Below are 12,966 nucleotides of genomic sequence, written 5' to 3'. Positions count from 1 at the left end.
AAATAGCAGGGATAATTCTGCTTCTGCCCGGTACTTTAGGGTGGCTCGCGGCATTTAGAAGGAACACCGTATTGGGTAGCATGCTGGATCGATGCGCTAGCAAAGTCTCGCTACGATAAATAGCTAGTCATTTTCGCATGTGGAAGCCGTGACCCAGCGGCTGAGAAAGCATCTACACTTTTGCGAAGCGGATCGTAAAAGTGGGCGTCGAAAGTTGTTTGAGTAAGGTTTTTACATTTGTCAGCGGATAACCACGATGAGACAGTTTTGGTTTACGCCGCCCTGGAAGGCCAGACGCAAGCATTCGAATGCTTGGTGAATCTGTACCAAGACCGACTTTTCAACGCCATGTTTCACGTCACTGGGTCGCTTGAAGAAGCCGAAGATGTTGTGCAAGAGGCTTTCGTCCAGGCGTATTTGAAGCTCGATACGTTCCAGATGAACAGTCGCTTCTACACTTGGGTTTATCGGATCGCCTTTAACAATGCTCTTTCGCGTCGAAGGAGACGCAAACCGTCGCAATCGCTGGAACTGGCTCGTGAAACGTCGGGTAGCGAACCTGTCTCGCCGCTGGAAAATCCACAATCGCGGATGGTTCAAACGGAACAAATCGCGGCCGTCCAGCAAGCGATCGCTGAATTGAGCGACGACCATCGAGCCATCTTGGTTTTGCGAGACATGCAGGCGATGAGTTACGAGGACATTGCGGAAATTCTCAATATGCCGCTTGGAACAGTGCGCTCGCGGTTAAATCGAGCCCGTGGACAATTGAAGTCGCTGTTAGAAAAGCGATCGGATTGGTCTGATTTCTGATTGACGCGTCTTTTTGCGGCGTTGGAGTTTTTCGTTGAATCGCATGGTAGAAGGCTTTGTTGTCGCGGAAGGTCGCTTCCAGGACGGCTGTGGATGATTACGATGTAGCCGGTTCAGGATCTGTAAAACTCAAAAGGGCGATTTATGAAGCGGCCGTTGCGGCTGTGGGGAAAAAAACGCGGCGAACGGATGAGCGGCTGGTGGCTGATCGGCCGCGTGAGCGAAGTGGCCTATTTTGGCGCTTTGACGCTCCTGGGAGTTGCTGCGCTGACGTTGGTGATCGGCTGGCAGTTGGTTTCACCAGAAACGAATGTCTTTTCGATTGGCTATGGTTTTTGGCTGTTGATTTTGGTTTCGGTCAGCTTCATTGGGATAGGCGGGCTTGGGTTTGTTTATCACCTGATGACAGTGGCGATCAGTGACGAACATCGCGCTGCACTCGTCCGCGGAAACTTCGCCAACGGCCCGCAGACCTCAGCCCAAGCCAAGCGAAAATTCAGGTACTTGCCTGCTCTGACACGCTATACCGACAGTCCTGGGGTGCATTTGCGATATCGCCTGCCTGAGCTTTATCCTCAGACGAATCGCATCCTTTTTACCGGCTTGTTGGTCATGATCTGGGATGCTTTCGTCATGGTTTTGGCAACTTTGGTAGTTGCTAAATTTCTATTGGGCAATCCCGGATGGTTTGCAATCGTAATCATCATCGGATTTATCTACGTAGCTGTTCAGCTCACGCGACGTTTTATGGTCGAGCTTTTCTATGCGACGCGAATTGGTTCGACCGTAGTTGAAATAGCCCAGCTTCCTCTTCGCGCCGGAGAGTTTGTCCGCATGCAGGTGGTGCAGCATGGCAGAATGTCGATAAAAAAATTAGAAGTAGCGCTAGTCTGCGAAGAGCGTGCGACGTACCATTTCGGGACTGACGTGCGAACTGAAGCACAGGAAATCCAACGAATTCCGCTGTTGAATCAAGGGCGTGTTCGAATTGAAGATGGAGATCCCTTACAATTGAATTGTGACTTGCAGGTGCCGGTGGGTGCGATGCATTCCTTTGTTAGTCCTCACAATGCGATTGCTTGGAAAGTTGTCGTGGAAGGAGACGTGAGCCGATGGCCATCGTTTTGCCGAAATTTCCCCGTGGTGGTGTATCCTCGGGAGCTGGAAATCGAGAAGGAAGTTGCGTTATCTTGACGCGAATCTGCGGCCTACGTCCAACGTATTGTCCAGGTGAGCGGCTTGAGTTTGACGTGATGTTCACGCCGGCTGCGCTGGAAAACTGCAACGCGATCGAAGTCTCGGTGATTTGGTTCACTGAAGGTAAAGGCACAGAAGACTTGAACGTGCACTTCTTCCGGCGAATTCCAGCCGCTCAACTGCCGGATCGCAATCAGGAGGCAAAGCTTTCATTTCAGACCGACCTGCCTTCGGGACCACACAGCTACCGCGGAAAGATTCTCAAGATTTGCTGGGCAGCAAGAGTCCGCATTTTTCTAGCCAATGGTGAAGAAAGTTCACTTGATCGGTCGTTTGAACTAAAAGACAGTTCGTCTTAGCTTGTTGTTCTGCCTTCCGGAACGCTCCCCTCAATGTACCCAAGTAAGCCTTGCGTCTCGTCGCAAAATCCCAGGGAGTCATTGCGGAAGGAATACCCTGCCGGGTAACTTAGCATCGAACGAAGAAAAGTCGGCGTCTTACTCTGGCGGAAGAGTCCTTGAACGGGGGCTATCAGCCGACGAACGGACGAAAGCCTTTTCTCGGTTCTGACACGCGACATTTCATTTGAGCAGTTCTCTTAAGTAGAAACGACAACCTCGGTGGGGCAGATTGATTGGCGAGCCGAATACCCGTTTGAATCGCGGTATTTTAGTCTTGGAAAATATCGGATGCATTATGTGGAGAACGGTACCACGCAGCAGAATCTGGCCGACGAAACAGTGCTTTGTATCCATGGCAATCCGACATGGTCGTTCTACTATCGTAGCTTGTTGACAGGTCTCAAATCCCATTGCCGTACGATTGCCATCGATCACTTGGGATGTGGCTTGAGCGACAAACCGAAGACGTTCGACTACTGTCTGCAGGCCCATATAGACAATTTAATTGCGTTTATCACCGACTTAGATTTGCAGCGGATAGTGCTGGTGGTGCACGATTGGGGTGGGGCAATCGGTCTGGGAGCTGCGGTTGCGATGCCAGATCGATTTTCCAAACTAATGATTTTGAATACTGCGGCATTTCCACCGCCATATGTGCCGCTGCGAATCGCCGCATGTCGTATCCCTGTGTTAGGTTCCATGGCGATGATTTATGGAAACGCGTTTGCGCGTGCGGCAACGTTTATGGCCATCGATCGACTCGATCGACTTTCGCCAGAGGCCAAGGCCGGTCTATTGTTCCCCTATGACAGCCCAAGCAATCGCGTCGGCATCGATCGATTCGTAAAAGATATTCCACTAACGACCGGTCACCGGACCTATCAAGTGCTTGCAGCACTAGAGAAGCGGCTGGTGGTGCTCAGGAGTAAACCCAAATCATTTGTCTGGGGTGAAAAGGATTGGTGTTTCCGCATGGAATGTCTAACTCGCTTGCAAAAAAATCTGGGTGAGAATCATACTCGGGTTTTGAATGATGTTGGGCATTACGTCATGGAAGAAGCGCCTGACGAGGTCCTAGAGGAATTGCTCCATCTCTTGGACAGGCCCGCTTGATCGGCATCTATGCAGCCATGAATTCGGGCATCTTTGAACTTGTAGAAACAGCGTGTCGACTTGAAGTCGATGCGGTAAAGGCAGGGAACGTGCATCCGTCTGCGTCCTTTAGCGACGTAAACCACGCTGATTTTATTCACTCGTCGACTATTGTTGCCGACGCGTGGCTTCAGCAGCCGGAGGCCAATGTTGGGCGTTGGGTGCTGGATGCGGTCATCGGCGTCCGCAACGCCATTGGCAAGAATACTAATCTCGGAATCATTCTTTTGTTGGCGCCGCTGGCAAAAGCGGCTCAGCTCGCATCAAGTCAGGAGCCCTATGGCGGACTTGCCACTGCGCAAGTTCTAGCGGGCCTCGATCAACACGATTCGAAGCAAATTTACGAGGCAATACGCGTTGCAAAGCCCGGCGGGTTAAACGCTTCGGATAAGTACGACGTTCATAGCGCAGCGCCAAAGGATCTGCTCGATGCGATGCAGATCGCTGCCACGTACGACGACATAGCGAAACAATACGTGACGAACTTTGCCGACGTCTATACTCTTGGTACCAGGCTGTCCGAGCTGTTAAGATCGGATTGGGCAATGTCCGATGCTATTACTGCTTTGCAAATAGAACGGCTCGCGGCCCATCCAGACACATTGATCGCGAGAAAATGCGGATTTGAAATTGCCGAGTTCGTTCAAGTCAAAGCGTGCGAGGTACGTGATGCAGGAAGTTATGGAAGCGCAACATACCAACTGGCATGGAATAGCTTCGACAAATACCTCCGCAGTGACAGCAATCGGCTAAATCCGGGGACGACCGCTGACCTCATCGCCGCAGCAATTTTTGTGTGTATTTACCAGAATCCAGAATTATATGACTCAAGCACAATTTCGCGTTAAACTGCTCAAGCAACAGCTTGTTTTTTCGGCAGCACATTTTATTACCTTCGCAGGCGACATTTGCGAATGTTTGCATGGTCACAACTATGGTGTTCGTGCCGAGATCGCGGGCACGTTGGACGAGAATCGGTATGTGATCGACTTTATTGCCTTCCGTGACGCTCTAGCACAAATCGTCAAGCAACTGGATCATCATATGTTGTTGCCGAGCAAGCATGCGATGATCAAAGTGCAACCCGACGCACGCGAGGTCACCGTGACCTTCCGCGAAAAGCGTTGGGTCTTTCCAAAGGAAGATTGTTTTATTCTGCCGGTCGTCAACACGACCGCCGAAGAGATCGCGGAGTGGATCGCTGGCGAAGCGTTGCAGATGCTCAAGCCTAAAATCAGCCATACCCTGGATTGGCTAGAAATTGGCGTCGACGAAAACAACGGCCAGTGGGGAATCTGTCGCGTCGACTGGAATTCGTAACATCTGTAACGGTTTTGCATGTTGCAAAGTTGCGAAGCCTGATCTGCCGCACAGTTGGCTGAACTGCTCGGTTCGGTGTTGACGATACCTATAGATACGTGCCGTGCTTTCATGAGAGCACTTGAGCTTCGTTTTCTGTAGGATGCGAAATTGGCGTTAGACGGCGTAAAAAAAGCAGCAATTCTGCTGATGTGCTTGGAGGAAGACGAAGCAGCCATGTTGCTCTCGCGGCTACCGGCGCGTCAAGTGGAATCGGTGTCGCTAGCGATTGCGCAGATTACGGAAGTCAGCGGGAGTGAACAAGAACGCGTTATCAACGAGTTCTTTAGCAGCCAGCCAAGCTCTTTGGGAACGAGTACCGGGGGACTTGAGAAGGCGAAAGCGCTGGTCAAGAAAGCGCTCGGGCGTGATGCTGGCGATATGCTAAGCGTTCTCCAGCAGACGTTGGAAAGTCTGCCGTTTGGGTTTTTGCAGAAAGCTGATCCGCAAAACATTCTTTCCTTTATCATCGACGAACACCCGCAAACAATTGCGTTGGTAATCTCGCACGTACCGCCTCAAACGGCTGCGGCGATCTTGCAAGGGATTCCACCTCTAAAGCAGATCGATGTAATCCGAAGAATCGCGGAGATGGGGCAAACTAGCCCAGAAGCGATCGACGAAGTTGAAAAAGCACTCGAACTGCGAATGGCGATGTTCATGAGTCAGTCGTTCCAGAAGGCTGGTGGAGCACCGGCAGTGGCGGAGATTCTCAACGTTTCCGACCGAGCTACCGAACGAGCCGTTTTGGAATCACTCGGCAACGAGAATGCTGAATTGGTTGACGAGATTCGGCGATTGATGTTCGTCTTCGAAGACCTCCAAAAACTGAGTGACAAAGACATTCAGATGGTGCTGAAGAACGTCGAAACTTCGCAATGGGCGATGGCTTTGAAGGGTGCAAGCCAAACATTGCAGGACAAGATTATGAAGAACATGTCGCAGCGTGCGGCCGAAATCCTCAAAGAAGAAATGGGATTCTTGGGCCGTGTGAAACTTGCCGATGTCGAACAGACGCAGCAAAAGATCGTCGACATCGTCCGCAATTTGGAAGACGGCGGCCAGCTCGCCCGACCTGCCAGCGACGGCGAAGAACAGTTTGTGTCGTAAGTGTTTGCAACGTAGCTGTTTAGCGTTTCTGCTTTCATAGTTTTTCCGAGCCTTTGCCCGCGCGGGCTCTACGCAACGGCGGTGACTTAGTATCATGCAACGCATGAATCTATCACCAATGATGAAGCAGTATGAAGAAGCGAAACAGGCCAGCGGCGATGCCCTGCTGTTCTTTCGCATGGGCGATTTCTATGAACTCTTCCACGAAGATGCTCGAGTTGTCGCGCGAGTTTTGGGGCTAACGCTTACGTCTCGCGACAAAGGCGAAAATCCAGTTCCCATGGCAGGCTTTCCACACCATCAGTTGGAAGGTTATATCGGCAAACTAATTCGCGCTGGCTACCGTGTTGCCGTTTGCGAGCAAGTTGAGGATCCGAAGACGGCCAAGGGCATCGTGCGCCGCGAGGTCCAACGGATCGTGTCAGCCGGGACTTTGACCGACGACGCGCTCTTGGATCCTCGCGCGTCCAACCTGCTGTTATCCATCTGCCGCGCTAGCGAAGGAAAGGATCGGGCTCATAACCGCAAATCAGTGGAAGAAGCAGGCTTGGGCATCGCGTGGGTGGAATTATCTACCGGGCGATTCGAAGCCAACACGGTGCGTTTGAGTTCGCTGGAAGACGAACTGGCACGGCTCGACCCAAGCGAAATTGTTTTGAGTGAGAACGACGACGAACTTTTGAAGTTACTGAAAGAGATCGTCGGCACGAACGCGTCCGCTCGTGTGCCTTGTACGGTTAGGCCATCTTGGCATTTTAACCACGAGGAGGCTACGAGTGCACTTTATCGACATTTTGGGGTGAGTAGTCTTGAAGGCATGGGCTGGGAAGAAGGTGACCGGCCAGCAATTCAAGCGGCAGGCGCTGCGATTAGTTACCTTATGGAGACGCAGCGGATCAGCCTCTCGCATATCTCCAACTTAGTGCCTGCCAAGATCAGTCGTTTTCTCGAGATTGACGCTTCCACTCGCCGGTCCTTGGAGCTTACCGGCAGCGCTCGCAACGGTACACGCGCAGGTACCTTGCTGGAATGTTTGGACGACTGTGTGACGGCTAGCGGATCACGACTTTTGGCTCAGTGGATGGCGGCTCCCCTGGTCGACATCGAACAGATCAATATGCGGCTTGACGCCGTGCTTGAATTTTCACGCGACAATCGACTGCGAGAGTCTCTGCGGGATCTACTTAAGGAAAGTTACGATCTCGACCGTCTTGCATCTCGAGTCGCAACTGGACGTTGTGGTCCTCGGGATCTGCAGCAAGTCGCTCGAACTTTGCAAGTCTTGCCGCGTATCAAAGCGTTGCTTGACCTACGCATGGCGCCGCGATTGATGATGCTGAACGACCATGTTGAACTACAAGACAATGTAGCAGAACAATTATCCGCAGCGCTTGTTGATCAATGCCCATTGTTGCTGCGTGAAGGTGGCTTCATCCGCGTTGGCTACGACGGTCGACTTGATGAATTGAAAGATCTTGCTGGCGGAGGAAAGCAGTGGATTGCGCAGTATCAAGCCGAACAGACAAAGGTGACAGGCATTACCTCTTTGAAGGTCGGATACACCAGTGTCTTTGGTTATTACCTTGAAGTCACAAACACGCATCGCGATCGCGTGCCTGCTCACTTTGTACGTAAGCAAACGCTAAAAAATGCCGAGCGATATATCACGGAAGAACTGAAAGAATACGAAGAGAAAATATTGGGGGCCGAGCACAAAGCAAGAGAAGTCGAATACGAACTGTTCGTCGAACTCCGCGAAGCAGTCCACCAGATTATCCCATCTTTGCAAAAGACAGCTCGGGCTCTCGCGGAACTAGATGTGTTATGTGGCTTTGCAGAAGTCGCGAAAAAACGAAATTACGTCAAGCCATTGATGACGGAAGAGCCAATTCTAGAGCTCTTTGAGGCCAGGCACCCGGTTCTCGATTCCATTATGGTGCAAGGAAAGTTCACTCCTAACGATACGCTGTTGGGAAGTGAACACGGACGGATTCACTTGATCACCGGACCTAACATGGCCGGTAAAAGTACGTATATCCGTCAAGTCGCATTGATCACGGTGATGGCTCAAATTGGCTGTTTTGTCCCGGCCGATAAAGCCGTCGTTGGGATCGCCGACCGAGTTTTTGCCAGAGTTGGGGCAAGCGATGAGCTATCTCGCGGCCAAAGTACCTTCATGGTCGAGATGGTTGAAACAGCTCGGATTTTGAATCGCGCGACCAAGCACTCGTTGGTAATTTTGGACGAAGTCGGTCGCGGTACGAGCACGTATGACGGTCTTTCTCTAGCGTGGGCTATCATAGAGCATCTGCATGATGGTAGTGATCCGAGAACACTTTTCGCCACGCACTACCACGAACTGATCGACTTGCAACGATCGCTTCCCGGCGTCCGCAACTTCAATGTCGCAGTGAAAGAATGGGAGGAGAACATCATCTTCTTGCACCGAATTGTTCCAGGCGGCGCAGATCGCAGTTACGGAATCCACGTTGCTCGACTGGCAGGTATTCCAGCCAGTGTCAACGATCGCGCTCGAGATATCCTCGCTCAACTTGAACTTGAGCACTTGCAGAAAGAGGGGCAGTCGAAAGTCATTCCGGCTCGCGAGAAAAAACGCAGCGCCATTCAAATGACTCTGTTTCAGCTTACCGATCATCCAGTCGTCGAAAAATTAAAGCGTATGTCGCTCGATGAAATCGATCCTGCTCAGGCTCTTGAGGTGTTGAAGCAAATCAAAGCTCAAGCAGAACAAGGGTAGTATGCCAGTCACTTGCGAACACGATCTGGCTTACTATCGACTCAGATCAATCGTGGCCGCTGCTTGTACAACGCTTGGTTTGTCTTGAGAGATGTAGTAGTCGCGTCGCGAACTCTTGGGCTCTGTTTGTTCAACTGCAAGTGCTTCACTCGAGATGCTGCGACGAATCGCGTGAGCCGAGGGTTTCGAGACTGGCCGCGTTTCCGAAGTAAACGATGCTGTCTTTACAGTTGGCTTCGCTGGCTTGGATGATGCGTAGCGGTTAACCGTCGAGGTGTCCTTAGCAATTTCCCGGCGTTCTGTCTGGTCGGCAGCTGACGATTCCTGGTTGGTCATTGTGTAACGATTCAGCTGGCGAGTTTTCGTGTTCGGCTTGTATCGTGCATCGTCACGGAAAGGATCTCGCAAATAGTCTTGCGATGGAGTCGCTGGAGGCACATCGACCGACGGAGGCAATGCTGGAACAATCGAATGGTCGTGGGCTTCTGTGGGAGGTTGGAGCAATGAATTCAATTTCGGTGCGGCGCTTTGAGGTGTGGACGGACTGTGGTTGTGAGTTGTCGGTGCGGATGTAAATTGCTCGAAGTAAGCATGCGGATTCTCGCCAGCATCGCATGCGCCGCAGGGCACAAGGTCGGCACATGACGTATCGCTGCAGGAGCACACAGAGGCGCTTCGGCCACCCAGAATTTCGCCGAATGAACGTTCAAAAGAGTCGGTTGCGTGATCCAGCGAATCCATGAATCGTGCGCCTAGGCGAGGCAGGGACAGCGACCGATCACGGCTACCACAACTTCCACTGTCGCAGTTAGACGCAACTGAACCACCGCACGCATCACAAGATCCAGCATGCGTAGCACGTTCCACGCAGTGTTCGCAACTAACTAGGTTTGATGCAAGTGGCACGGCACTTAGCCCCATACCGAGCAATGCCGAACGGAAAAGAGTCAGGCTGGTGGGACGTTTGGTTTCGAGAAGTCGGGCGAAGCGTAACATGCCAACGGCACTCCAATTCCTAAAGCTAAGGTTCGTTGTGTCGTCTATCAAGGAAGTGGATTGCACCTAAGCTGATAGAAAACACGTTTCCACTACCATCCATCGAACCGTCACGATCGTTGCCGACAGATCTTTCCGAATTTGCAGAAAAGCTTCTCCTTCCTGTCTGGATTGCCCAAGTGCCGCATTTTGCCTCATTGATTCGGCCGGTCTGCAAAGTAAAGATGGACGCTGAGCGAGATTTTAAGGTTGAGTACCAGCTTGAAGATCAGATCATCATGACAATCCAACTAGCGTCAGTTACAATCCCATTAGCCGCTCGATGGAATTTGAAACGCGGTTGCAGGCGTGAAAACGTTGTATTTTGTTGGAAATTTTAGACACGTCCAGAAAAGTCCTTAGCCTATGTCGACCGAATCTCGGAAACACGACCCATTCTCCGCCCGCGATACACTTGCATTAAAAGAAGGCACGATCGGCTATTATCGCCTGTCAAAGTTGGAAGAAGCGGGGCTTGGTAAAGTTTCGCAACTGCCTTATTCCATTCGAATTCTTCTTGAATCGGTCCTCCGCAATTGCGATGGATACGTGGTGACCGAAGAGGACGTGAAGAATTTGGCCGCCTGGAATGCAGAAAAGCCTGCATCGCTGGAGATCCCCTTCAAGCCGGCGCGCGTCGTTCTTCAGGATTTTACCGGGGTTCCGTGCGTCGTCGACTTGGCTGCCATGCGTGATGGTATGAAGGCCTTGGGCGGCGATCCCAACAAAATCAATCCACTCATCCCAGTCGATCTCGTAATCGACCACTCGGTTCAGGTCGATTACTTCGGAAGCGAAATGGCGTTGCAAAAAAACGTCGAAGTGGAATTTGAAAGGAACAGCGAACGTTACGAGTTTTTGCGTTGGGGCCAGCAAGCTTTCGACAATTTCCGAGTGGTCCCTCCTAACACGGGGATTGTCCATCAAGTCAACTTGGAATATCTCGCAAGCGCCGTCTTCCAGGGTACCGACGAAACTGGACCTGTCGCTTATCCTGACTCGCTGGTCGGAACCGACTCGCATACAACGATGATCAACGGACTTGGTGTCTTGGGCTGGGGCGTTGGTGGAATCGAAGCCGAGGCGTCCATGTTAGGGCAACCGCTGTACATGCTGATGCCAGAAGTGGTAGGGTTCGAAATCGTCGGAGAGCTTTCGACAACTGCGACGGCGACTGACTTGGTATTGCGCGTGACCGAAGTGTTGCGAAAAGAAGGCGTCGTCGGAAAGTTTGTGGAATTCTTCGGATCCGGCGTCGCCAAAATGACGCTGGCCGATCGCGCGACGATTGCCAACATGGCTCCAGAGTACGGGGCGACCATGGGCTTCTTTCCTATCGACGACGAAACATTGCGTTACTTGCGCCGAACTGGCCGCGACGAATCGTTAGTGGATCTGGTTGAGCGTTATTCCAAAGCTCAGGGGCTGTTCCTTGACGAATCGGCTGCTCACATCAAGTACACCAAACGGATGAAGTTGGACTTGAGCACCATCGAGCCAGCTTTGGCAGGACCGAAACGCCCGCAGGACCGCGTTCCGTTGACGACGGTGAAGAACAGCTTTCAAAAGGCGTTAGTCGCGCCGATTGCCGAACGAGGCTTCGGCTTGCAAAGCGCTCAGTTGGCATCGACGGCTACCGTCGCTGATGGCGATCACCACAGCCAAATTACTCATGGTTCGGTAGTCATCGCGGCGATCACTTCGTGTACCAATACCTCTAATCCATCGGTTATGTTAGGTGCTGGCTTACTTGCGAAAAAAGCAGTCGCTCGGGGCTTGAAAAGCAAGTCTTATGTGAAGACCAGCCTTGCGCCGGGTTCGCGAGTGGTTACCGACTACATGGTCGCCGCTGAGGTTATCGAACCGCTGGAAAAACTAGGCTTTCACGTGGTTGGATACGGGTGCACGACATGTATCGGCAATTCCGGCCCATTACCAGAAGCCGTCGGCAACGCCATTACTGAGGGCAACCTTGTGGCTACCGCGGTACTCAGCGGCAACCGCAACTTTGAAGGTCGCGTAAATCCGCTTACACGGGCAAACTATCTGGCGAGTCCGCCATTGGTAGTCGCATATGCGCTAGCTGGTCGAATCGATATTGATTTCGAAACCGAAGCGATTGGTAACGATCAAGACGGAACGCCTGTTTACTTGCGAGACATTTGGCCGAGCTCAACCGAGATCGCTGCAACTGTCGAAGCTGCTGTTCAGCCAGAAATGTTCCTGAAGCAGTATCAAAGCGCATTTACGGCCAATGCTGCTTGGAATGCGATCCCCGTTTCTGCGGGTGATTCGTATTCGTGGGTATCGGACAGCACCTACATACAACGACCACCGTTTCTTGAAGGTATCGACAAAAACGTTAAGCCAATTGGAGCAATCAAAGGGACTCGCGTGCTTGCCATGTTAGGTGATTCGGTAACAACCGATCACATTTCCCCGGCAGGTTCGATTGCCAAAGACAGCCCCGCCGGCAAGTTCTTGCGAGAACATGGCGTTGAGCCTCGAGAGTTTAACAGCTACGGAGCTCGTCGTGGTAACGACCGAGTCATGGTGCGAGGCACGTTTGCGAACATCCGCATCCGCAATGAATTGACTCCCGGCGTTGAAGGTGGTGTTACGCGATTGCTGCCCAAAGGTGACATTATGCCGATCTACGACGCGGCCATCGCATACCAGGCATCGAACACACCGCTTATTATTTTGGCCGGTGCAGAGTATGGCACTGGATCGTCCCGTGACTGGGCGGCCAAGGGCACTCTTTTGTTAGGCGTAAAGGCTGTCATCGCAGTTTCCTATGAACGTATCCACCGCAGTAATTTGGTTGGTATGGGCATCCTGCCTCTGCAGTTTATGCCTGGCCAATCGGCGAAAACGCTGGGGCTTACCGGAGAAGAAGTCTTCGACATCGAAGGGTTGAACGATTCGCTCGAACCGCGCAGCACCATTACGGTTAAGGCAACGGCAGCCGATGGAAGTGTAAAAACCTTCGAAGCTCTCGTGCGGATCGATACTCCAGTGGAGATCGATTACTATCGAAATGGCGGTATTCTGCCTACCGTTCTACGCAAGCTGGCTGGGTGCTAAACTAAGTACACAGTCGCGGCTCGCTTTGTGGCCGCATTTACTTTAAGCCACGGC

The 12,966-nt window shown here is 52.0% G+C and carries 10 protein-coding genes; 9 read left to right on the top strand and 1 reads right to left on the bottom strand.

Annotated elements, in window-relative coordinates:
• The first annotated feature begins 237 nt into the window (after positions 1 to 237).
• From SH451x_RS24050 to mutS, 8 genes are all read left to right on the top strand, one after another.
• The gene (locus SH451x_RS24050; RefSeq protein WP_479359824.1) at positions 238 to 813 is read left to right on the top strand and encodes an RNA polymerase sigma factor; all 576 of its coding nucleotides are present in this window, start codon (positions 238 to 240) and stop codon (positions 811 to 813) included.
• Positions 814 to 957: 144 nt separating this feature from the next.
• The gene (locus SH451x_RS24045) at positions 958 to 2,007 is read left to right on the top strand and encodes a glycosyltransferase family protein (RefSeq protein WP_479359823.1); all 1,050 of its coding nucleotides are present in this window, start codon (positions 958 to 960) and stop codon (positions 2,005 to 2,007) included.
• Complete coding sequence (locus SH451x_RS24040; RefSeq protein ID WP_479359822.1) at positions 2,004 to 2,369, top strand: hypothetical protein; 366 nt, start codon at positions 2,004 to 2,006, stop codon at positions 2,367 to 2,369. The genes SH451x_RS24045 and SH451x_RS24040 overlap by 4 nt, the downstream gene beginning before the upstream one ends.
• Before the next feature lie 330 nt (positions 2,370 to 2,699).
• The gene (locus tag SH451x_RS24035; protein WP_479359820.1) at positions 2,700 to 3,524 is read left to right on the top strand and encodes an alpha/beta fold hydrolase; all 825 of its coding nucleotides are present in this window, start codon (positions 2,700 to 2,702) and stop codon (positions 3,522 to 3,524) included.
• 17 nt (positions 3,525 to 3,541) lie between these two features.
• Entirely contained in the window at positions 3,542 to 4,411 is an 870-nt protein-coding gene (locus SH451x_RS24030) for a triphosphoribosyl-dephospho-CoA synthase (RefSeq protein WP_479359819.1), read from the top strand.
• On the top strand, positions 4,386 to 4,883 hold the full coding sequence (locus SH451x_RS24025) for a 6-pyruvoyl trahydropterin synthase family protein (RefSeq protein ID WP_479359818.1): 498 nt from the start codon (positions 4,386 to 4,388) through the stop codon (positions 4,881 to 4,883). The genes SH451x_RS24030 and SH451x_RS24025 overlap by 26 nt, the downstream gene beginning before the upstream one ends.
• Positions 4,884 to 5,033: 150 nt before the next feature.
• On the top strand, positions 5,034 to 6,032 hold the full coding sequence (gene fliG / locus SH451x_RS24020) for a flagellar motor switch protein FliG (RefSeq protein WP_479359817.1): 999 nt from the start codon (positions 5,034 to 5,036) through the stop codon (positions 6,030 to 6,032).
• 103 nt (positions 6,033 to 6,135) lie between these two features.
• Positions 6,136 to 8,790, top strand: a complete 2,655-nt coding sequence (mutS, locus tag SH451x_RS24015; protein ID WP_479359816.1) for a DNA mismatch repair protein MutS — start codon at positions 6,136 to 6,138, stop codon at positions 8,788 to 8,790.
• Between the two features lie 33 nt (positions 8,791 to 8,823).
• Here mutS and SH451x_RS24010 read toward each other — a convergent pair whose 3' ends face one another.
• Positions 8,824 to 9,786: a hypothetical protein gene (locus SH451x_RS24010; protein WP_479359815.1), complete on the bottom strand. Its 963-nt coding sequence runs from the start codon at positions 9,784 to 9,786 to the stop codon at positions 8,824 to 8,826.
• 405 nt (positions 9,787 to 10,191) lie between these two features.
• Between SH451x_RS24010 and acnA the strand changes: the two genes are divergently transcribed.
• The gene (acnA, locus tag SH451x_RS24005) at positions 10,192 to 12,912 is read left to right on the top strand and encodes an aconitate hydratase AcnA (RefSeq protein WP_479359814.1); all 2,721 of its coding nucleotides are present in this window, start codon (positions 10,192 to 10,194) and stop codon (positions 12,910 to 12,912) included.
• Positions 12,913 to 12,966: the final 54 nt, after the last annotated feature.

It is taken from the genome of Njordella aestuarii, assembly GCF_056494165.1.
This window is presented reverse-complemented; position numbering and strand designations above follow the sequence as displayed.

Coding starts and splice junctions, on each gene's coding strand:
- acnA (WP_479359814.1), top strand. CDS start 10,192: ATGTCGACCGAATCTCGGAAACACGACCCATTCTCCGCCCGCGATACA.
- SH451x_RS24025 (WP_479359818.1), top strand. CDS start 4,386: ATGACTCAAGCACAATTTCGCGTTAAACTGCTCAAGCAACAGCTTGTT.
- mutS (WP_479359816.1), top strand. CDS start 6,136: ATGAATCTATCACCAATGATGAAGCAGTATGAAGAAGCGAAACAGGCC.
- SH451x_RS24035 (WP_479359820.1), top strand. CDS start 2,700: ATGCATTATGTGGAGAACGGTACCACGCAGCAGAATCTGGCCGACGAA.
- SH451x_RS24030 (WP_479359819.1), top strand. CDS start 3,542: ATGAATTCGGGCATCTTTGAACTTGTAGAAACAGCGTGTCGACTTGAA.
- SH451x_RS24010 (WP_479359815.1), bottom strand. CDS start 9,786: ATGTTACGCTTCGCCCGACTTCTCGAAACCAAACGTCCCACCAGCCTG.
- SH451x_RS24045 (WP_479359823.1), top strand. CDS start 958: ATGAAGCGGCCGTTGCGGCTGTGGGGAAAAAAACGCGGCGAACGGATG.